Here is a 23,326-nt window from a genome sequence, read left to right on the forward strand (position 1 = left end):
CGTTCGACTTGCATGTGTTAAGCCTGCCGCCAGCGTTCAATCTGAGCCATGATCAAACTCTTCAATTTAAAGTTTAATGTGCATCTTGCGATGCGACTCAATATTACTGACTAATAACTCTCGTTTACCTAAATAATCGAGAAGTTAATCGAATTAATGAATTAATTCGTGTGTCATTGATATTGATTTTTTGCCCCGAAGGACTATTTTGAAATCCACTATCAATGCTCACACAGATTGTTTGATTAAATTGTTAAAGAGCGTGCCTTTCGGCGAGGTGCGTATCATACGCAACCTGTGAACTTAGTCAAGGTTATTTTATTCTTTTCAAACTGCGTTAAACGCATTTGAAAAGCCACCTTTTTGGTTCTCGTTAACCGGATTAACTTACGTCGTTCCCGTTTCCGTGGATGCGCATTATAGGGATTTCGTTAGCCTTGGCAAGTCTTTATTTACATAAAAAACAGTTTTTTTTACAATTGATTTTTATACATATTTTGCAAACAAGTTATCCACAAACTTGACATTATTATCCACAAAAATATATTGTATCGCTTGTTTTATTCTTTATCCAATGAGGTTTTTATATGCTTCCCGTACTACGTAGTTTTCAAAATTATTTCCCGACAATCGGGGATTCTGTCTATTTAGACCCTTTTTCAACTGTTATTGGTGACGTTACCTTAGATGACGATGTCAGTATCTGGCCAATGTGTGTTTTACGTGGTGATGTGAACTCGATTAAAGTCGGTAAACGCAGCAATATTCAGGATGGCTCTGTTTTACATGTGGCTCGTAAAGGGGAAGCGACCGTTGAAGGTTACTCGTTAGTTGTTGGCGATGACGTAACCGTTGGCCATAAAGCGATGTTACATGCCTGCCAGATAGGTGATCGTGTTTTAATTGGTATGGGCGCTATAGTGCTGGACAATGCACGTATTGATGATGATGTGATTTTAGCAGCGGGTGCGTTAGTCCCCCCGAACAAACATTTAGCTTCCGGGTTTCTGTATGTGGGCTCGCCAGCTAAACCGGCACGTAAATTAACCGATGAAGAATTTGCTTTTCTGAAACGCTCTGCAAGTCATTATGTGAAATTAAAGGATGAGTATATTGCTCAGAGGGGATAAAGGAACAACATACATAAGGTGTGCTTGCATTGACCATACAAGCACATCTTATACATAGTAGCTTCTGTTAATTTTTGCTCATCTCTTTATGGAGCAACATACTTGTTTTGTAATTTAATTCTAGCGCCTTTTCATCACTTGCATGTTGAGACACAAACATTGCACAATCTTTCAAGACTTTTTCAGGCATAGTCGTTTTACTTGCCGGACTAAAGCCTAATTTCATAAAGAATTCCGGCATACGCGTAAGAACAAATAAACGTTTAATCGCTAATTTCTCTGCGCGCTTAACTAATAACGCCACTAGTGCGCTACCTTGCCCACGCCCTTCAAAACCAGGTTCTACACCTAATGAGCGAATCTCGGCCAAACCTGTGTCATAGATATGCACAGAACCACAACCGGTAACTTTTCCATCTAATTCAGTTACTGTAAATTCACCCACAGACTGTTCTAAGTCTGACTTATCTCTTGGAAGATTTTCGCCATTATCAGCCCAGTAATTAACTATTGACTCGATACGATCTATATCTGTCAAAGTCGCCGGTCTAATCACCATGCCTGAGCTGTTACGCTCAGCGAGACGCTGCTCAGCTTCAGTAAGCGCATATTCAATCTGCGTAGGTGAAACACCACCAAGTGCTTTACGTGCAGCAAGTGTTGCTTCAAGTGTCAGCACCGGGTAAACATCGTCTTCGATCACTTCGGAAAACTCTTTAAACTGAGCAACCGTCAACTCTTCCAGCGGCACTCCTTTCTCAATCGCGCCAACCACTGCGACACCTACGATATGATGCGCTTCGCGAAATGGAATACCTTTAGCAACCAGGTAATCAGCAAGTTCAGTCGCATTTGAATAACCACCTTGTGCTGCCTCTTTGGTGCGCTGTTCATTAACTTTAAGATCAGTGAGGGCCATGGATGCCATTTCCAAACAGTCACCCCAGGTATCTAACGCATCAAACAGACCTTCTTTGTCTTCCTGCATATCTTTGTTGTATGCCAGCGGTAGTGCTTTAAGAGTCATTAACATACCCGCTAATGAACCGAATACGCGCCCTGATTTACCGCGAATAAGCTCCATCGCATCTGGATTTTTCTTTTGCGGCATTAATGATGAGCCGGACGTCACTAAATCAGACATCTCGATAAAGGCAGATTCGCCGCTATTGTAGAAAATCAGATCTTCCGCCATACGTGACAGGTGCACCATAGAAAGCGTCGCACAACTCATCAGTTCAACAACATGATCTCGATCTGATACTGAATCCAGGCTGTTGCGGGTTGCACGGGCAAAACCAAGAGAATGCGCTAACGCAGTACGATCCATCGCATAAGCGGTACCGGCTAGTGCGCCACTGCCAAGCGGACAGGTATCTAAACGCTCAAGGCAGCCCTCTAGGCGACTATGGTCGCGCTCTAGCATCTCTAAATAGGCTAAACACCAGTGTGAAAAAGTAACGGGTTGTGCACGTTGCAGATGCGTATAACCGGGTAAAACGACTGCCTGATGAATACGCGCCAGTTCAATTAACTTTGCTTCCAGGGTATCAAGGTGGACAATTAAGTCCTTTGCTGTTTTTTTACACCACAGTTTCAAATCAGTTGCGACCTGATCATTACGGCTTCGGCCAGTATGTAACTTTTTGCCTAAGTCCCCGACCCGTTGAATGAGTTGTGTTTCTACCCATGAGTGAATATCTTCAGCATCGGATTGTAAAACCTGTTCAGGGTTCGCTTGTACTGAATGCAAAAGTTCATTTAATGCCGCCTCCAGACGCACTTGCTCGTCAGAGGTTAGAACATCCACCGACTGCAATGCTTTAGACCAGGCGATTGAACCTATAATATCTTGCTCCGCAAGGCGGTAATCGAATTTTAATGAATCATTAAACTGTTTAAATTTTACGTCTGCCGCGTGGCTGAAACGTCCGCCCCATAGTGCCATTTTTGATGCTCCGTCACTTTCTTTGTTGGTATTAAAATCTATTTCTATTCACTCTTTAGGTGATTAAAAAGAAAAGCAGATAAAAATAGAAATTCCTGCCACGAAAAAATACGGGGCAGGAATTGAAATAAATCCGATTTACCGGTTATTTTTTGCTGTTCAGCGTACGAATACGGCTAGACAGTGAATATAAACGGATAAAACCTTCAGCGTGTTTCTGATTATAAACGTTATCGTCGCCAAATGTTGCAAACTCTTCAGAGTAAAGGCTGTTTGGAGAACGTTTTTGTACTGCAGTCGCCTGACCTTTGTACATTTTAACAACGACTTCACCGTTAACATCTTTAGCCAGTGCTTCTGATGCAGCCAGTAAAGAGCCGCATAAAGGAGTGAACCAGCGACCGTCATATACTAAGTGAGCAAATTCCTGACCTACCTGATCACGCCATTTACGTGCCGGTTTGTCATGAACTAATTCATCAATGCCACGCAATGCCGCCACCATTACGGTGCCTCCCGGCGTTTCGTAACAACCACGAGATTTCATCCCTACGGTACGGTTTTCAGTGATATCAATACGACCAACGCCGTGTGCAGCCGCTTTTTCATTTAACAGCATCAAAGCAGCGTAAGGAGACAGTTCAACACCGTCAACCGCAACAACACGTGAGTTTTCAACTTTAAGTGTCACATATTCAGGTTCATTTGGTGCATCAACAGGATCAACCGTTAGTGTCCAAACACCTTTGCTTGGCTCGTTCCACGGATCTTCAAGTTCACCGCCTTCATGAGAAATATGCCATGCATTGGCATCACGACTGTAGATTTTAGTGGCACTTGCCGTTGTTTTGATATTACGCTCAGCAAGGTAATCAAGCAGATCTTCACGAGAAACCATATCCCATTCGCGCCAGGGTGCAATCACCTGTAACTCAGGAGCAAGCGCAGCAAAACAGCTTTCAAAACGGATCTGGTCATTACCTTTACCGGTACAACCATGACAAACAGCATCCGCACCTACTTTAAGCGCCACTTCAACCTGCGCTTTCGCAATAATAGGACGCGCCATTGATGTGCCTAATAAGTAAGTTCCTTCATATACCGCGCCCGTCGCAATCGTCGGATAGATGTAATCTTTAACAAACTCTTCTTTAAGATCGACGATATGGCACTCTGAAGCACCTGATGCCAAAGCTTTTTCTTCTAAGCCGATCAGCTCTTCCGCACCTTGGCCAACATCGGCACAAAAAGCAACAATTTCACAATCATCGTAAGTTTCTTTTAACCATGGAATGATTGCCGACGTGTCCAGACCGCCTGAATAAGCGAGTACAACCTTTTTAACTTTACTCATCTGATTATTTTCCTTTCATCAATGTAAGCATAATCGCGTTTTGAATGTGCATTCTATTTTCTGCCTGGTCAAAGATCAACGAAGCAGGACCATCCATAACATCAGATGTGATATCTAGACCACGATGTGCAGGCTGGCAATGTAATACGTATTTGATACCGGTTAAATCCAGCAATTCCTGATTAATCTGGTAAGGAATAAACTTAGCTTTAATCTCTTCAAGCGGCGTATCATCCCCCATTGAAAGCCAAGTGTCACCATAAACAACATCATAACCTTTAATATCTTCAATATTATTAGTGACGTTGATGGTACCACCGTTTTGAGCAGCAACCTCTTCTGCTATTTTCATTATCTGCGCATCCGGACTATGACCAATAGGGCAAACAGCCGTAACAGTGGCGCCTAAAATTGCACCGGCAATAAATAACGAATGAGTCACATTATTGCCATCACCGATATAAGCCAGCTTAATTTTGGACAGATCATCATATTGTTCTGAAATGGTTAAAAAATCAGCCATTGCCTGACAAGGGTGGTAAAGATCACATAAGGAATTAATTACAGGGACGGTTGCGTGTTCCTGCATCTCCACCAGGGTATTATGATCATAGACACGAGCTACAATACAATCAGCCCAGCGGGAAAGGTTAGCAGCAAAATCTTTAACATCTTCACGGGAGCCCATCTCACCATTACTCTGATCTAAATAGACAGAGTGGCCGCCTAACTTATTAACCCCGATATCAAAGGTTACGCGTGTGCGTAATGATTGCTTTTCAAATAAAGTGACTACACTTTTGCCCGCCAACTCCTGTGAGTATTTAGCCGGATTCGCCTTTAAATCTTTACCCAGGGCAATCAGATCTAACGCCTGCTGCCGGGTCATTTCTAAACCTGTTAGTAAATTTTTCATGTTTAACTCTCTGCTTAATACTCTACTTAACGACTTTTGTTCCCACTGCCTGACCGGCAAGTAACGAAACCAAATTATCTGGGTTTTTCCAGCTTCCAAGCATCACGTAACCTAATTGATCCGCGGCCTGCAGGGCTGCTTTCACTTTTACGGCCATGCCATCCTGAATAACATTTTCGGCAATCAGTGTATCAGCTAATTGTGTATTTAGCTCAGGAATAACCTGCTTATCGGCATCCCATACACCATCAACATCTGATAAAAAGAGTAATTCAGCCCCCACCAGCTCACAAATCGCTATCGCAGCCTGATCCGCATTTACATTATATAAACGCCCGTCTTCACCGATTCCGATTGATGAAATAACCGGCAGATGTTCACCCGCCAACAGGCTGTTAATTAAAGACGGGTTATTTGCACTGCAGACTCCGACCGCGCCCAGCTCCGGATCCAGCTGGGTAACTTTACAGCTGAAACCATCGGCAAGTGATAAACCGACAGCAGAAAGACCAGCCTGTAATGCTTTTGCCATTAACAGCTTATTGGATGTACCGGCCAACGCGCCTGCGACATAAGGAATTTGCTCAAATGGCGTAATACGCAGGCCATTTTTCTTTTGACTGACGATATTCATTTTATTTAGCACATCTTCAACAATCACACCGCCGCCATGCACTAGTAAAAGTGGTCTCTGCTGTTTGTGCAGATACTGGGTGAGTGCTGAAAATAAATTTGCCAATGCCTGATCATTTTCAAGTACCGCACCACCGAGTTTGATCAATAAAGGTTTTAATGCCTGCGTCATTTTTTAAAAATCCTGTTTACAAAAGGGAGGTGGTGATAGCAAAACCAAAGCGTAAGTTAATACACTGCATGGCCTGCGATGAAGCACCTTTTAATAAATTATCAATAGCACTGAAGGCAACCAGATCTTCACCATCAACTGCCCAGCCCAAATCACAATACGGGGTACCGACAACATTTTTAAGCGCCGGGAAAGTGCCTTCCATTAAACGCACAATAGGCTTGTCTGCATAAGCGTTCTGATAAGCCTGATTCACCTGCTCAGCTGTTACACCCGCTTTTAGCTGCACATTAATGCTGGCTAAAATACCACGTTTAAAACTGCCTAAATGCGGTGTAAAGACTACCGGCATGCCCAGATGCTGATCTATTTCCGGTTTATGACGGTGAGTAAACACTCCGTAAGGCTGCAGGCTCACTTCACAAAAGCTGCTTGCCATACTCGCTTTGCGCCCGGCACCACTAACGCCACTGGTCGCGTTAATAGTAGGTTTTGTATTTTCTTTAATCAGCCCCGCTTCTGCTAACGGCTTTAAGGCGGTTAATGATGCTGTTGTATAACAGCCCGGTACTGCAATCAGATCGGTATTTTTTATCGCGTCATAATTCCATTCTGCTAACCCATAAACCGCTTGTGCCAGCAAATCCGGATACTGATGAGTAAAACCATAAAATTTATCGTAAAAACCTGCAGCCTGAACACGGAATGCACCGGAAAGATCAAATACCACGGTATTTTGTGCCAAAAATAGCGGCGCCAAATCATGGCTGATTTCGTGTGCTGTTGCCAGAATAACGATATCGATACCTTTACAGGCCTGTTCAATACCGCTGTTGCCTAAAGGTTGCAGCGGCAGATCAACTTCACCTAATAAATTACCGTAAAGCGCGGATAATTTTTTACCTTTATCCAAACTGCCTTCTGAAACATATAAACCAGCCAATTCAATTTCTGGGTGGCGTGTTAAAAAGTGTGCTAATTCTGCGCCAGTATAACCACTGGCCCCGACAACAATGGCTTTTAGCATAAAGAAGTTCCTGTTAGGTGATAAAATAAAAATCGCAATATTGCATTATAAAGAGAAGCGCTCACGATAGAAAGCGGCATTCTAACCACGAGTGATTATTTATTCAATAATAATGAATATTTATATGTGCATTTTAATATTTTGCAGGTTATATCAATCTATTTAATATCAGAATCTGTTTTTGCAGGGATCCGGGGGGGGAGACGATTCGTTTTTTACTTTAGTAAACCAATTGATTTTGATAAAGATGCAGGCAAGTAAATAGCCTGAGAGCGAGAGGCAAAGGGGAATCATTGCCTCTTTGCCTTTTAGGTGGTTATCTTATCGCTTAATGAAGCATTTTTTAAAATGTTTCGTCGGAAACGTCATCCATATATTGTGCCTGTATCTCCAGGATCTCAGGTAAACAGGCTATAAAAACAGGTACCAATTCCGGATCAAAATGCTTGCCGGCCTCACTTTCAATTAATTGTATAGCATCTGCAACTGACCAGGCTTTTTTATAGGGACGATCACTAGTTAGCGCATCAAACACATCGGCAATGGCAACAATTCGCGCACTTAATGGGATATCTTTCCCGCTGAACCCGCCCGGGTAGCCGCTGCCATCCCATTTTTCATGATGATATTTAGCCACCTCTACGGCCATCTTCAATAAATCTGACTCGTGATCACCTAAAATGTTGACGCCGTAATCAACATGTCTCTGCATAATCGCCCACTCTTCGGGGTCCAACTTGCCTTTTTTCAGTAGCACTCCGTCAGGAATACCTATTTTACCTATATCATGCATTCCGGCGGCACTATAAAGCAGTTCAGACCACTCCCGATTTTCTGTCGCCTGCTCTGCGAGCAGACGAGAATAGCTGCTCATGCGCAGAACGTGCTGACCTGTTTCATTATCTTTAAATTCAGCGGCTCGCCCTAAACTACGCACCATCTCCATCCGCGTTTTTTCCAGCGCTTTGGTTCTTTCTTTTACCAGTCCCATCAGATGAAATCGCTGGTTCGATAATTGCAAATGTGCTCTCACCCTTGCCAGTACAACTGGCGGACTCACCGGTTTACTCAGATAATCCACACAGCCTAAAGCAAAACCTTTCTCCTCATCTTCCTCTTCCCTTTTTGCACTGACAAAAATCACAGGAATTCCCGCGGTTTCAGGCATCATTTTTAATTCTTTGCAGATGCTATAACCATCAATATCCGGCATCATAATATCCAACAGAATAAGATCCGGCTTATCCACTCCGCCGGCTATCTGCAGTGCAATAAAACCATTAATAGCGGCCTTTACATTGTAATAGGGCTGTAATATTGCGCTCAGCAAATGAATATTTTCCGGATTATCATCCACCACTAATATTGTTTGCCGGCTGCTTTGTTCGTCTAATTCTGTCATTGCAAATCCTTTGTTGATGAACTGTTACCGTTCTTTGCAGTGTTCAGTTCAGAGAGGTACTGCTGACCACGGGCGAAATCAAAATTTTCCAGGCTGGCAATAAGATTATTAAGCACTACGTTATACTCCTCCCCTAAACTAGATTGCAACAATTCTGAGGCCGTATTTAATGCATTGGTATCAAAACGGTCAATTTTCTGCTCTAAAAGTTGCAGCCGTTGTCGGATCTCTGTTGCACTTAAGGACACTTTATTATCAATCTTCTGCTGCTGAGCTTTTTCCTGTAATTGCTGCATCAGGCCGATCTCTTCAGTCACTCTGCTTAACTGCATAATAACCCTGTTCAGTGACTCCTGAACAGCGTATGTCTCAGCTTTATTTTTACACTGGCGCTCTAAGGCTACACAACCGAGATATAAATTTTTCGCGCCAATATTACCGGCCGTGCCGGTTAGATTATGGGCGATCAGCTGTGCTTTCTGCCATTGCCCCGCGTGCCAGGCCCGTTTAAACTCCTCTGCGAAGAGAGTATTTGATTTTTTAAATTTACTTAATAATTTAATGTATAAAATCAGATTATTATCACAGGTTGCCAAGCCTGCTTTTTTATCTATCTGTTTAAAGTGAGAGAAACTGTTGTCAGCATCCTGATTATCATCGTCCGGATCTGAAAGGGCTGTGGACTTTGTTATCGGTCCGGGTTCCACGCTGATCCAGCGCTTCAACACTTTAAACATCCCCGCTACGTCAATCGGCTTATTGATATAATCATTCATACCAATTTCCAGGATATGCTGTAACTCATCCTTTATTGCGTTAGCGGTCATAGCTAAAATAGGTATCTGTTGATTAAATTCACGAATTTTAAGAGTTGCCTGATAACCATCCATCACCGGCATCTGAATATCCATTAAAATCGCGTCGTAATTATTTTCCCTGACCTTTTCAACAGCGATACAGCCATTTTCAGCCTGGCTAACCTGAATACCTCTTGTCTGAAGCAATGTCGTTGCGACCTCCTGATTCAGCTCATTATCATCGACTAATAAAATATGCGCGCCATGTAACTGCTGCTGACCTTGTGCTTCGTTCAAAGCACTTTCCTTGCTGTCTATTTGATTGGTATTATCCTGTTCCTCCAGATAGACAGTGAAGAAAAACGTACTGCCCTGTCCTTCGTCACTTTCAACCCAAATCTGCCCGCCCATCAAATTTACAATATTTTTGGAAATCGATAAACCTAATCCTGTGCCACCATATTTGCGGCTCGTGGAGGGCTCTGCCTGAGTGAAAGTATCAAATATCTTCGTCTGCTGTTGTTCACTCAGGCCAATCCCCGTATCCCGGACCGAGAACTGCAGCTGAATTTTACCGTCATCTTTTTCCAGCAGCTTTACCTTAATGGTGATCGCCCCCTGCTGCGTAAATTTAAGCGCATTCCCCGCCAGGTTAATTAATACCTGCCTTAAACGCAGTGCATCACCACGCAGATAAACAGGCACACTGTGTGCGACATGGTAGTGTAATCCCAAGCCTTTCTTTTGCGCGTTGACTCCGATAATAGAGATCACCTCTTCCAACAGTTCAAATAAAGAAAACCCTGTTTTTCCCAACTCCATTTTACCCGCTTCGATTTTTGAATGATCCAGTACATCATTAATAATCTCAAGCAGGCTTTTTGCAGCACCATGTACCTTACGGATATAGTTATGCTCTTTTGCCGGTAGTGCACCTTCCAGAGCAAGGTGAGACATGCCGATAATAGCATTCATCGGTGTGCGGATTTCATGGCTCATATTGGCCAAAAAATCAGATTTGGCACGGTTCGCCTGATCCGCCATCTCTTTCGCCTGAATAAGCAGTTTTGTAATCTGATTACCTGCAGTGATATCCGTTACAGTCACGACAATCAGTATTTCCCCGTCTAATTCTATCGGTGTCCAGACAAGCTCGGCCTCAATAATTTCCCCTGATTTTTGCTGCAGGGTGATAACGCGATCATCCCCCGTCTTCATATTCCGGGGAGAAGCAAAATATTCATCCATAAAGCTGAGGTGGTCATCATGACGATTTTCAGGAATAAATTTTATTGGCAGAACATTAATCAGCTCCGATTTTTGATAGCCCAACAGCTTTTCTGCCGCCGCGTTGCAGTCCACTATCCGCCTGCTCATATTCAGCAAAAATGAAGCCACCGGAATGGATGCCAATAACGTGCGAGTACGCTCGGCTTCCTGTAACAAAGCGGAGATATCCTGAAAGGTAATAACCGCTTTCAAAGAGGAGTCGGGATCATTCACCACTGAAACAGTGTAGGATACGGACAGCTGTATTGTGTCTTTGCGGTAAAAGTCACTTTTATCCACACGTAATCCTTTACCCGTTTCAATGCAGCTTAAAATTTGCGCACAGGAATTATCACGCTGCTGCATGTCTGAAGAACAGTGATAGAGAATGTCGGCATAGCTGTGTTTGAGAACTTCCTGCTCCTGATAACCGAGCAGTTTTTCTGCAGCCGCATTAAAAAAAACAATTTTCCCCGCGGCATCTACCCCTACAATGCCGTCCGCAACGTTATTAACAATCAGGCTGTTTTTCTGCTCTGCGCTGACCAGCTCCCGTGTTCTTGCATTGACTAACTGCGCAAGTTTATCTTTGGATTGCCTGCTTTGCGCACTGGCGCGATAAGAGAGAACCATAATAAACAGTGAAAGTGCGCTGATTAACCCGGCAGAAACAAGCATGATGATAAAAGAGATCTGCCTCAGCGGAGTATAATGCCGGTATATCTCGTCCAGGTTGGTCTCACTTACCAGCAGTAAATTGTATTTTTCCAGCCATAACCAGCGCCCGGCCACACTCTCGCCCATATAATCGCTATAACCAGAGAGATTGTAACCACTTTTTTCCAACAGACTGTCCAACACAATCTGATTTTTTTCAGGATCCGGTACACGGATACGCAAAATAGCCGATTTTCCGCCCGGAATTATTTTCTCCTCGTGCAGGCGCTCAATAAGATGACTTTCCGAAAGTAAATAACCTCGATTATCAACAGCATAACTTTTCGCTGTCCGTGCAAAAAGATCAGTCTTGAACAGCTGAGAATATTCGCCGTCGGCATCAAAACGTATGGTTAATAAGGCTAGCACTTCTCCACCGGCATCGATTATCGGCTCAACAATATAAACAACAGGATCTTTATCCAAGACAGACTGCTGCCCGTCAAAATCCGCCCAGACCGGAGGGGTGAAAGTGCTGTTGCCAGCCAGGGCTTTGGCAAAGAGTTCCGGACGATAAATTTTTACCGCACTGGTTTTATCATTAATATCGGGATCGCTATTGATTAAATAGTCACCCTGTTTCTCAACAAGCGCATAGGAGTGCCCGGTTGTTTTTTCCTGATCAAGCAAAAAGGTATGCAGTAAGGTTTTTAGCTGCTCAGCATGCAGCGTTTCACCTGCTTTTCTAGCGGTCAGTAGTTGCTCTGTATAATGCTGTAACAGCGGAGTGTTGATATTATTTTTAATCATCAGCAACTGTGCGGCATACCAGTTATCCAGCTGTTTTTCGACGATCTGATTTTTTACCTGAAACCTTTGGCCCTGTTCTTCCATCAGCTTTGTTTTTAATTTTTCAAAATACAGCTCAAAGGCAAGAAAGGTAGCTGTGACCAGCAGGATTAGGGTAAGGAGATAGATAATTTTAAATTTCAGTGTTTCAAACTGGCGAATGATCTTTTCAAAGTTACGCCAGAAGATAAACAGCAGTGCAATAAAAATAAAAGCCAGCAGCACAGAAGCAATCATTAGCCATGAAAGCGGTTCCTGACGGGGCTCAAAGGTAATATTATTCAGCGATGCCATCCAATCAAAAATTAACCGCTGGAAATAAGGCTCACCCAAGCGGGTAATACCGCTGTCAAGCAACTCCACCAGTTCCGGCTTGTGGTTATTGATACAGAATCCGAGCGGGACAGGAGCAAACCCGGGAATCGCTAATATATCGAGGTTATGCAGGGCGTTCTGCTGCACAAAAAAATCTTTAACGAAGAGATGAGTAACAAAGCCATCCAACTGCCCGTTATTAACCATTTTCAGGCCCACTGCGAGATCGCCCATTTCAATAACATTACCCAAACCGACAACATGCTCCGCTGCATGTATTGATACAGAAGCGGTCGTTACAGCAATCTGCGCATCTTCAGGAAAATCAGCTATGCTCTTATAGTTTTTGTTTTTATTAATCACCACAACTTGCGAAAGGGAGAGAAAAGGTTTAGTAAAAAGCATCTTGCCCTCACGCTCAGGGCTTCTCGCGCAAAATGAAATGGCATCTATCTGATGATTTTTCAGCTTGTCCATCTGCTCGGCAAAGGTCCCTACTGAGCTGCTCTGCAGACTAACCCCCAATAGCGTTGATAACTGCCGACGAATCAGCTCGCCAGCACCCACAGGGTTTCCGTCAGCATCGCTATAATCAAAAGGCGGGAAATTATCATCAATCCCTACTGTAATAGGCGGCAGATTCTGCCAGTTATTCCCGGCACCGCTGTAAGCATATTCATTAAACTCACTTAAATAAACAGGTTTGCTGGAAGCCGCACTAGTTATAATCGGAGAGAGAAATAAAGAAACAATAAAAAGTAGTGCTGAATATTTCATAAATAATGGTCACTGTTATTCAACTGAATCAGAAATACATAAATCTAAAAAGTTTTATAGTGGCATCTATTGCGCATTTGTTTTGCACAACAAACTGTTCTGCTAATGCAGCGTAAACGCCACAACGGAGTTGTCTAATCTACCCTGAAAAAGGATTAAAGACATTAAATAAAACCGCTAAATAAACACAATCAAATAAGTTATTCTCCTCTATCTGCGCACATCAATGTAATCAGTGGACTACAGGGAGAAAGCATCTGGCGCTTATCAATGATGCGGCTTTCAATTTACTATTATGAGATCTGTGACAAACAGTCCCTCAGAGATGAATAACTGATTGAAGGCTTTTTTTTAGCCAAATTAGGTGTAATATCTTTTTTTATCTTATCTACCCATTTAAGGTGCTTTATGTCATTACCTACTTTTATCAACCTCTACAAAGAGCTGATTGCGATTCCCTCTATCAGCTCTACGGATCCATCATGGGATCAAAGCAATTTAAAAGTGATTAATCAGCTTGCCGGCTGGTTAGAAGAGCTGGGATTTAAAAATGAAATAAAAGAGATCCCGAATGTGCCCGGTAAATATAATTTAATCGCCACATTGGGTGAAGGTGATGGTGGTTTACTGCTTGCCGGCCATACCGACACGGTTCCTTATGATCAGGGTAAATGGTTAACCGATCCTTTTACCGTGGTTGAAAAAGAGAATCGCCTTTATGGCTTGGGCACAATCGATATGAAGGGTTTTTTTGCTTTTGTTATTGAGGTGTTAAAAGATCTCGACTTAAAAAGCCTGAATAAACCCCTGCGTATTTTAGCAACCGCCGATGAAGAAACCACTATGTCCGGTGCGCAGGCAATCGCGCAGCAAAAAAGTATTAAACCTGACTATGCCATTATCGGTGAGCCGACCGGTTTGGTACCGGTGATCATGCATAAAGGTCATATGTCCGAAGGTATCCGCATTACCGGTCGAAGCGGGCACAGTTCAGATCCGGATAAGGGGCTGAACGCCATTGAAATCATGCATCTGGTAATAGGCGAATTAAAAAAAGTACAACAGCAGTTTAAAGAAAAATACCACAACCCGCACTTTGATGTACCCTATCCCACCCTTAATTTCGGGGCAATAAATGGCGGCGACAGCCCCAACCGGATTTGCGGCTGCTGTGACCTGCATATTGATATGCGCCCTATTCCGGGCATTAGCACCACGGAGCTATTTATTACCGTGAAACAGGCTTTGGCCGAGATTGAAAAACGTTATCCAAAAAGTGTTGAAGTCTACCATTTACATGAGCCCATTCCTTCGTACCAATGCCCGCTGCATTCAGACCTTATCAATAACGCTGAAATTTATACCGGTAACAAAGCACAAAGTGCTAATTACTGTACCGAAGCACCGTTTATCCAGGAACTTGGCTGCGACACCATAGTGCTGGGGCCGGGGCATATCGCGCAGGCCCACCAGCCGAATGAGTATTTAGATCTTTCCTTTGTTAAACCAACCAAAGAGGTGATCAAAAAGTTAATCAACCGCTACTGTGTTAGTTAATTTATCCTATTAAGAACTATCTATTTTTGTGATGCAGCGTTGACTGCCCCCATTAATGTGATAGTTTATTCACTTTGTTTTATTAATTATGCAATTTTATCGCTAGTTCAGGGGACATATGACAGAAGAATATTCAAATTTACGTAGTAACGTCGGTTTATTAGGGCAATTACTTGGTAAAAGTATCGGGAGCCACCTCGGTGAAGCGTTTCTGGACAAAATAGAAACCATCCGTAAGCTCTCTAAATCTTCTCGTGCCGGGAATACAGAAGATGGTGTAGCACTTGTGGAGATGTTAACCAATCTTTCTGATGATGAATTAGTACCAGTTGCTCGTGCTTTTACTCACTTTTTAAACTTAGCAAATATCGCGGAACAGTTTCACGGAATTTCCCGTCACTGCGACAGCGGTGTCTGCGCACCGGATCCTATTAAAAAATTAATCGCTAAATTAAAAAATGCAAATCTATCAACAGAAGAGATGCAGAACAGCGTTAATGAATTAAAAATGGAAATGGTACTGACCGCTCACCCGACCGAAATTACGCGCCGCACGCTTATCCATAAGCACATCGCAATTAATGACTGCTTAAGTTATTTAGAGCTTAGCGATATTTCAGATAAAGAACGTGACCTGTTATTCGATCGTTTAGAGCAGTTAATCAGCCAAGCCTGGCATACCAATGATATACGCCAGAAGCGCCCGACTCCGGTAGACGAAGCTAAATGGGGATTTGCTGCCATTGAAAACAGTTTATGGCAGGCTGTCCCGCAGTTTATCCGCAATTTAGAAAATGAATTAGAGAGCGGTTTAGGGCTGTCACTGCCACTTGAGGCTTCACCGATTACATTCACTTCATGGATGGGTGGCGACCGCGATGGTAACCCTTTCGTTACCGCAAAAGTCACCCAGGAAGTTTTATTGTCAAGCCGCTGGGTAGCCGTCAGTTTATACCTTAAAGATATCAAACAACTCACCGATGAGTTATCAATGGATAACTGTGATGAAGCGTTACGCGCTGTTGTCGGAGAAGATGCTGCTGAACCTTACCGGGCTGTGTTACGTAAATTACGTGCAGAATTAAAAGAAACATTAACTTCATTGAGTGCGACTCTGCAAAATCAGCAGACTGATGCTAAAGATATCATCACCACAACCAAGCAGTTAAAAGAACCTTTGCTATTATGTTACCAATCACTTAAAAACATGGGTATGAACTGCATTGCAAATGGTTTGATTTTAGATATCTTACGCCGTTTGAACTGTTTTGGTATTAACCTGTTGAAGTTAGATATCCGTCAGGATGGTGAACGCCACGGGAATACGCTATCGGAATTAACCCGTTATTTAGGTCTGGGTGACTACAATGCCTGGAATGAAGCCGATAAACAGGCTTTCTTATTACAGGAATTAAACAGTAAACGCCCGCTTTTCCCGAGCAAGTGGGCCCCCTCTGCTGAAGTACAGGAAGTCTTAGACACCTGTAAAGTGGTTGCGCAGACAGATCCGGAAGCCTTAGGCATCTACATTATCTCGATGGCGCGCCAGGCATCCGATGTATTGGCTGTACAGCTAATATTAAAAGAGATGGGCTGCCCTTTCCGCATTCCGGTTGCACCATTATTCGAAACACTTGATGACTTGAATAATGCGGCAGCGGTAATGAAACGTTTGTTTGCTGTAGACTGGTATCGCGGTTACATCAAAGGTGTTCAGCATGTAATGATCGGTTATTCTGATTCAGCGAAAGATGCCGGCGTAATGGCGGCCAACTGGGCGCAATATACCTCGCAGGAAGCACTGGTTAAAATCAGCGCAGAGAATGACATCAAGCTGGTTCTGTTCCACGGACGTGGGGGCACAATTGGACGTGGCGGCGCACCTGCACACCAGGCACTGTTATCACAACCTCCTGGCTCTCTAAAAGGTGGTTTACGGGTAACCGAACAAGGCGAGATGATCCGCTTTAAATTTGGTCTGCCTAAAGTTGCGATACAAAGTTTGAATCTCTATACCGCTGCTATTTTAGAAGCAAACTTGCTACCGCCTCCCGCACCAAAACAAGAATGGCGCGATGTGATGGAGCAGTTTGCCGAGGAATCCTGCCAGGAATATCGTCACTTTATCCGGGAGGAGGCTGATTTTGTGCCTTATTTCCGTCATGTGACGCCTGAAGTAGAACTGGGTAAATTAGCTTTAGGCAGTCGCCCGGCCAAGCGCAAACCCAACGGCGGCATAGAAAGTCTGCGTGCTATTCCCTGGATTTTCGCATGGAGCCAAAACCGTTTAATGCTGCCGGCCTGGCTGGGTGCGGGTTCACCATTGAAAAAATTATTAGACGAAGGGAAAAAAGAGTTACTACAGGAAATGTATTGTAACTGGCCGTTTTTCCATACCCGTCTAGAAATGTTTGAAATGGTATTCCTGAAAGCTGATGAAGAGTTAACTCAATTCTATGAAGAGCGCCTGGTACCAAAAGAACTGTGGCCACTAGGACAGCGCTTACGTGATAATTTGAAGTTAACCCGAGATACTGTGCTGGAAACCATTCCTGATCATAAATTAATGCAGGAACAGCCTTGGATTAAAGAGTCAATTTCTCTGCGTAACCCTTATGTTGATCCACTCAATATGTTACAGGCAGAATTACTTTCCCGTTCACGTAAAAACGGTGAAGAAATTTGTCCGGTTATTGACCAGGCATTGATGGTCACTATTGCAGGTATTGCAGCAGGACTTCGTAATACTGGCTGATATATAGAAAGCTTTTAGTTTTCAGCAGTCAACCATCAGAGCTGCAAAGTGCGCAGCTCTGTATTGTAATCGTTTAAAAATGACTGCAATCTGAGATTCCCCCGTTACTTGCGCGGGAATCTCAATCACCTTCCTATTCAAGCACTGCCATCATCAACCTTCAATACCGATAGCTGTTCGCTAAAATCTGACGACCATTCCAATCAAGTAGACCATCACTGCAAATAGTTTTAGAATAGCGAGCTAATACTCAATCCTATTTTATCAGTATCAAAAGTGATTTAGATTTAATGAATAAAGAAAACATTCAACAACTCGATACCCTCGGTTTACGTTGTCCGGAGCCTGTAATGATGATCCGTAAAACAGTAAGGAAGATGCAGGATGGGCAATTATTAAGCGTCATTGCCGACGATCCGGCAACAACGCGTGACATCCCCAGTTTTTGCAGATTTATGGATCATACTTTAGTTGAAGCCGATACCAGTCAGGTACCGTATCGCTATTTAATACGTAAAGGTGCTTAAATTCGTCATATAAAAGAGTATTAATACCAAACCCGATAATTATCTATTCATTTATGCTGGTTTAAATGAATGCTAGCTAGACATAAAACTACGTTTTAGTCTTTGTTATTGATTTGATTCAGAACGTCCTGTTCTTCACCACTTTGTGGCCAGCTAAAGCTGTTCAAAATTGTTCCATACAATTTTGTGTAATAGAACAACTAGTTACTGCAATCAATGCCTTGCTTTCATCCATTTTTGCTACGCCTAAATAGATCATCTAATTAACGGAATTGGTATAAGAAATTGATTCGTGCTTTTATCTGCATGCTCTAGAGCACCATATAGTTTAAAAAACGAACGCCAGAGCTGACTAAAAATCGCTCAGGCAAGGCGTGTTAGCGAAGGAATAGAGATCTCTTTCGAGCTGGCACTTTGTTGGTCATCTCGGTGGTATTTATAATGGTTGTTATCATATGATTATAATTAGGAAGAGAGTTCATGAAGTCTAGCTATCGTATTGTGGCCATGGTCACTTTTTTGCTGGTTACACTGTCACTTATTATCTCTGTAGTGAATTATCAGGTCTCTCTCAAGTCTGCACAGGAACAACTCAGAGAACGCTCTTTGCCGCTCACCGTAGATAATATCTATACGGAAATTCAAAAACATATTATTGAGCCGAATCTTATCGCGTCTATGATGGCTCAGGATACCTTTCTCAGAGATTGGCTGATTTTTAATGAAGATGATGTTGACAAAATATCTACCTATCTGGACACGATTAAAAACAGATATAAGATGTTTGTTACCTTTCTTGTCTCTGAAAAAACCAGAAACTATTACACCCGGAAAGGTCTATTAGAGCAAGTTGTTGAAGGTAATCCCAATAACGACTGGTATTTCAACTTTATGGAAACCACCGCAGTCCACGAAATAAACCTTGATTTCAATGAGTATATTGATGACGGAATGATTATGTTCATCAACCATAAAATCTATGATGAAAATTATCATACGATCGGCATCACCGGAATCGGACTGAAAATTTCTTATGTAAACGATATGCTCAAACACTTCCGGCAACAATATCTTTTCAATGTTTATTTTCTCAATAAAGAGGGCGAAGTTGTTCTCTATGAACATGGCGTTAATTCATTAAAGAATATTGCAGATGTGCAGGAATTGAATTCCTTGCGGGACGTTATTCTCAGTAAAAACAGCAGAGTAATTGATTATATAAGGGAGGGGGAAGAATATTTGATAAACACCAAATATATTCCAGAACTGGATCTTTACCTGGTCGTGGAAGCGAAGCTGTCAGGATTTACCCAGGAAGTAAGAAAGACATTCTATTTCAATTTGTTAATCTCACTTTTTGCCACACTGATAATAACCTTTTTAATTCTGAAAACGATAAAAAACCATCATTTGAATTTGAATCATCTTGCCCAATATGATGATTTGACTAAGCTGAAAAATCGCCGTGTATTCAATGAAGAGCTGGAGCACTCATTATTATTGAGCCGGCGCAGGCATAGTTATTTATCCTTACTCTTTTTTGATTTGGATGATTTCAAAATTATTAACGATACATTGGGCCATCAAACCGGCGATAAAGTACTCGTGCGTCTTGCTGATATTATCAGAGATAATCTTCGTCAGACGGACCTTAAAGGTAGATGGGGAGGCGAGGAGTTTATTGTCGCGTTAATTGATACTGATCTGGATACTGCAAAAATAATTGCAGAAAAGCTGAAAAAAGCCTTCGAAGAAGATAAGGTTTTATCACAACTGACAGATAAAAAAGTCACTGCCAGTTTTGGCCTTACTATGCTGAATTCAATGGATACAATCGACTCGCTTTTAAGCCGGGCCGATAACGCCCTCTATGAAGCAAAAAAAGGCGGTAAAAATATGGTTGTCTCTGTTTTATGAGCGGGCTTGAGTGTTGTTGATTATCTGAATTTAGGTTAGTGCGATTAAATCGAACCGGGAGAATAACTATCTCCTCAACCAGCTATAGTCGTTATCAATAACAGAAGCACCTACCAGTAGATGCTACACTTTGACAGAACTGCTAACTTCTTTGAACTTCATTATTAAGGGAGCGTTGCAGTGAAAAGACCTGGAACCGCCATACTAAGTCATTCAATAACTATTTTGGGTAGGGCTTGATATAGGCTCTTCCTCTTCGAATGCCATGATTTGGCTTAGTTCATCCTCAAGCTCGATAAACAGCTGCCGGTAGTCGCTGTCGAAACGGTCATCGGAAGTACTTTCCTGCCATATTTTATATAACGAATGTTTACCTTTTGCTTCCGCATTCATAAATTTCTGACGTTGTCTTTCAGCTTTATTCACGCTAAAGCCTAAATGCTGCAGAGCTTGAGTACCAAGTTCCAAGGCTGAAAGGTAAGTTTCCATAATAATATAATCGGCACCGGCATGCTTAAGTGAGTAATAATGCCCGCGATCGAAAGCCCGCGCTAAAATTTTCACTTTCGGGTAAGCGTGTTTTACATATTCAACCAACTCGGCCGAGCGAATCTTATCATCAATGGCAACAACCAATAACTTTGCCTGTTCAATGCCCGCTGTGTGCAGTAGATCCGGGCGTGTTGCGTCGCCAAAATAACTTTTGATATTTATCTGGCGTAATCTGTCGATCATGCTGGATTCGTGATCTAATACCACAGTGGCTACTTTATTGGCCACTAATAAACGGTTAACCACCTGTCCGAACCTGCCTGCACCGGCAATAATCACACAACCAGTTTCATCAATCTGATCCTGCTCGCGTTGATTGCTGGTTTGCTGGTAGCGCGGTAAAATCACCTTATCAAAGAAAATAAACAGCGCGGGTGTCAGAAACATTGATAACGCTACAACAAGTGATAAAGGATCGGCTATTTGCGGGGGTAAAACATGCTGCTGCACGGTGAAATTTAACAATACAAAACCAAACTCACCCGCTTGTGCCAGGCTTAGAGCGAATAACCAGCGGTCACTATTTTTAATTTTAAAGATCACTGCCAGTAGCAATAAAACGATCGCTTTTAATAACATTACCGCAAAGGTTAAAGCGATAATGACGAAGAAGTGAGAATAGAGAATATAAAAATCGATGCCCGCGCCGACAGTGATAAAAAATAGTCCCAGCAATAAGCCTTTGAAGGGCTCAATATTAGATTCTAATTCATGGCGGAACTCCGAGTTTGCCAGTACCACCCCGGCTAAAAAGGTACCCAGGGCTGGTGAGAGATCCACCAGACTCATTAATGCGGCAATACCGATCACCAGCATTAAGGCTGAGGCGGTGAAAATTTCCCGTAAGCCTGAGCTGGCGACAAATTTGAATAACGGGCGGCTTAAATAATGGCCCGCAAAAACTACACCGACAATGGCGGTGATAACCGCCAGCGCATAAGCCCAGTTAGGCAACGAGGCCACCAGGCTCAAGCTTTCGTGGTGCTCGGCTGCGCTCGAGGCTACTTGCTGTGCTTTGTCGATAAGTTCAGGCAGGGCGAATAATGGAATTAACGCCAGCATCGGAATAACGGCAATATCCTGGAAGAGTAAAACTGAAAAGGCATTTTTGCCGCCTTCTGTTTTGCTTAGCCCTTTTTCGTTAAAGGTCTGCAGCACAATCGCCGTTGAAGAGAGTGAAAAAATCAGGCCTATGGTTAGCGCGGTTGTCCACTGTTCAACAAAATAAGAAGCTATCCACATCACGACTATTACGGTTAAAGCAACCTGCAGTCCACCCAGTCCCATCAGGCGGTTGCGCATGCTCCACAGCATTTTCGGATCAAGCTCCAACCCCACCAGAAAAAGCATCAAAACTACACCAAATTCAGCAAAGTGCTGAATACTGGTGGTCTCATCGCCAACCAAACCGATAATTGGACCGATAAAAACGCCGGCTATCAAGTAACCCAGTACCGAGCCTAAGCCGAAGCGCCTTGCCAGAGGCACTGCTATTACGGCCGCGGCCAGGTAGATAAAAGCATAAATAAAATATTCAGTCATAATATTCTCTTAGTCTGTGTCGGATATCCGGGTTTTGAACAGTTTAATTCATAAATAGAGTTAATAGCTCATTAAGGTAACGATGTCCTAAAGGAGTGACTTGCCAGCTATTATTTTTGGTTATTAATAGTTTTTTTGCAACGGCCTTCTGAATTTGCCGGTCAATCGAGCTGACAAGTAAGCCGGTAAAATCGACAAACTCCGTAAAGGGAATGTCTTCAAATAAACGTAAGCGGTTTATCATATATTCAAAAGCTAAATCGTCTTTTTCGACAGTCGCGACTTCATCTACATAGGAACGAGTTGGATCCAAATACCCTTTGGGATGTTTGATTTTGCTGCTGCGTAATATTTTATTTTGCAAGGGTAGGGTCACTTTGCCGTGAGCACCGCAGCCGATTCCAATATAATCACCAAATCGCCAATAGTTGAGGTTATGTAAACATTCAAAGCCGACTTTACTATAAGCGGAAATTTCATATTGCAGATAACCATTCTCAGCGAGTAATTTTTGCCCTTTTTCCTGAATATCCCATAACAGTTCATCTTCCGGTAGTTTAGGCGGATGGGAAAAATATTGTGTATTTGGCTCTATGGTCAGCTGATACCAGGAAAGATGGGTGGGGTTGAGATCAATAGCAGTCTGCAAATCGCTTAACGCATCATTCAGGCTTTGCTGTGGTAAACCATGCATTAAATCTAAATTAAAGGTTTTCATGCCCACATGATGAGCTTGTCTGGCTGCTGTTTTTGCTTCTTCAACGCCATGTATACGTCCCAGCTTGGTCAGTTTATCCTGCTGAAAACTTTGCACACCAAAGGAGAAGCGGGTGATGCCGGCTTTTTTAAAATCGGCTATCTTTTGATTCTCAATCGCACCGGGATTTGCTTCCAGGGTGATCTCTATATTGTCCTTAAAGGGTATTTTTTTCTCTATTTCAGTTAGTAACCAGCCGATACCTGCTGCTGATAATAAACTCGGCGTCCCGCCACCAATAAAGATTGTCTCCAGGGGGCGCCCCTGCGCATAGATAAGATCATTATTAAGATCTTCTAATAAGGCACGCAGGTATTCCTGTTCAGGTATTTCTGTACGTAATTTATGGGAATTAAAATCGCAATAGGGGCACTTTTCAATGCACCAGGGAATATGGATATAAAGGCTGAGCGGTGGAAGTTTTAGCATGGGGTACTCAAAGGTCATGAAAAAAACGCAGATTATACTCTGCG

At 42.8% G+C, this 23,326-nt stretch carries 14 protein-coding genes and 1 rRNA gene; 5 read left to right on the forward strand and 10 right to left on the reverse strand.

All coding sequences use genetic code 11. The annotated features are described in order from the left end of the window. Window positions 1–68, reverse strand: a 16S ribosomal RNA gene (locus ABZA00_RS05020); the annotation flags it as partial. 519 nt (window positions 69–587) lie between these two features. On the opposite strand from ABZA00_RS05020, the gene ABZA00_RS05025 reads away from it, so the two are divergent. Continuing rightward, on the forward strand, window positions 588–1,130 hold the full coding sequence (locus ABZA00_RS05025) for a gamma carbonic anhydrase family protein (RefSeq protein WP_372881047.1): 543 nt from the start codon (window positions 588–590) through the stop codon (window positions 1,128–1,130). A gap of 67 nt (window positions 1,131–1,197) precedes the next feature. Here ABZA00_RS05025 and argH read toward each other — a convergent pair whose 3' ends face one another. From argH to ABZA00_RS05060, 7 genes are all read right to left on the reverse strand, one after another. Continuing rightward, window positions 1,198–3,078, reverse strand: coding sequence for an argininosuccinate lyase (gene argH / locus ABZA00_RS05030; protein ID WP_372881048.1), 1,881 nt, complete (start codon window positions 3,076–3,078; stop codon window positions 1,198–1,200). Window positions 3,079–3,223: 145 nt separating this feature from the next. Beyond that, window positions 3,224–4,432 carry an argininosuccinate synthase gene (locus tag ABZA00_RS05035; RefSeq protein ID WP_372881049.1) on the reverse strand — a complete coding sequence of 403 codons (1,209 nt, stop codon included), beginning with the start codon at window positions 4,430–4,432 and terminating at the stop codon, window positions 3,224–3,226. Window positions 4,433–4,436: 4 nt separating this feature from the next. After that, window positions 4,437–5,348 carry an ornithine carbamoyltransferase gene (locus ABZA00_RS05040; protein WP_372881050.1) on the reverse strand — a complete coding sequence of 304 codons (912 nt, stop codon included), beginning with the start codon at window positions 5,346–5,348 and terminating at the stop codon, window positions 4,437–4,439. Window positions 5,349–5,370: 22 nt separating this feature from the next. Further along, the gene (gene argB, locus ABZA00_RS05045) at window positions 5,371–6,153 is read right to left on the reverse strand and encodes an acetylglutamate kinase (RefSeq protein ID WP_372881051.1); all 783 of its coding nucleotides are present in this window, start codon (window positions 6,151–6,153) and stop codon (window positions 5,371–5,373) included. Window positions 6,154–6,169: 16 nt separating this feature from the next. Then, the gene (gene argC, locus ABZA00_RS05050; protein WP_372881052.1) at window positions 6,170–7,180 is read right to left on the reverse strand and encodes an N-acetyl-gamma-glutamyl-phosphate reductase; all 1,011 of its coding nucleotides are present in this window, start codon (window positions 7,178–7,180) and stop codon (window positions 6,170–6,172) included. Between the two features lie 343 nt (window positions 7,181–7,523). Continuing rightward, on the reverse strand, window positions 7,524–8,582 hold the full coding sequence (locus tag ABZA00_RS05055) for an HD-GYP domain-containing protein (protein WP_372881053.1): 1,059 nt from the start codon (window positions 8,580–8,582) through the stop codon (window positions 7,524–7,526). Next, entirely contained in the window at window positions 8,579–13,246 is a 4,668-nt protein-coding gene (locus ABZA00_RS05060; protein ID WP_372881054.1) for an ATP-binding protein, read from the reverse strand. The genes ABZA00_RS05055 and ABZA00_RS05060 overlap by 4 nt, the downstream gene beginning before the upstream one ends. 408 nt (window positions 13,247–13,654) lie before the next feature. Here ABZA00_RS05060 and argE point away from each other — a divergent pair, with 408 nt between their 5' ends. The 4 genes from argE (at window position 13,655) to ABZA00_RS05080 (ending at window position 20,002) form a co-directional block, all read left to right on the forward strand. Next, window positions 13,655–14,803 carry an acetylornithine deacetylase gene (argE, locus tag ABZA00_RS05065; protein ID WP_372881055.1) on the forward strand — a complete coding sequence of 383 codons (1,149 nt, stop codon included), beginning with the start codon at window positions 13,655–13,657 and terminating at the stop codon, window positions 14,801–14,803. Between the two features lie 118 nt (window positions 14,804–14,921). After that, window positions 14,922–17,558 (forward strand): phosphoenolpyruvate carboxylase, encoded by a 2,637-nt coding sequence (gene ppc / locus ABZA00_RS05070; RefSeq protein ID WP_372881056.1) that lies wholly within the window; start codon window positions 14,922–14,924, stop codon window positions 17,556–17,558. A gap of 290 nt (window positions 17,559–17,848) precedes the next feature. Next, window positions 17,849–18,085, forward strand: a complete 237-nt coding sequence (tusA, locus tag ABZA00_RS05075) for a sulfurtransferase TusA (RefSeq protein ID WP_372881057.1) — start codon at window positions 17,849–17,851, stop codon at window positions 18,083–18,085. Between the two features lie 480 nt (window positions 18,086–18,565). Then, window positions 18,566–20,002, forward strand: a complete 1,437-nt coding sequence (locus ABZA00_RS05080) for a diguanylate cyclase domain-containing protein (RefSeq protein ID WP_372881058.1) — start codon at window positions 18,566–18,568, stop codon at window positions 20,000–20,002. 213 nt (window positions 20,003–20,215) lie between these two features. Here ABZA00_RS05080 and ABZA00_RS05085 read toward each other — a convergent pair whose 3' ends face one another. Beyond that, entirely contained in the window at window positions 20,216–22,096 is a 1,881-nt protein-coding gene (locus ABZA00_RS05085; protein WP_372881059.1) for a monovalent cation:proton antiporter-2 (CPA2) family protein, read from the reverse strand. 43 nt (window positions 22,097–22,139) lie between these two features. Further along, window positions 22,140–23,282, reverse strand: coding sequence for a radical SAM family heme chaperone HemW (hemW, locus tag ABZA00_RS05090; protein WP_372881060.1), 1,143 nt, complete (start codon window positions 23,280–23,282; stop codon window positions 22,140–22,142). Between the last annotated feature and the right edge of the window lie 44 nt (window positions 23,283–23,326).

Origin of the sequence: Psychromonas sp., assembly GCF_041586535.1 — a bacterium.
In the GTDB taxonomy this organism is placed as follows: Bacteria; Pseudomonadota; Gammaproteobacteria; order Enterobacterales; family Psychromonadaceae; genus Psychromonas.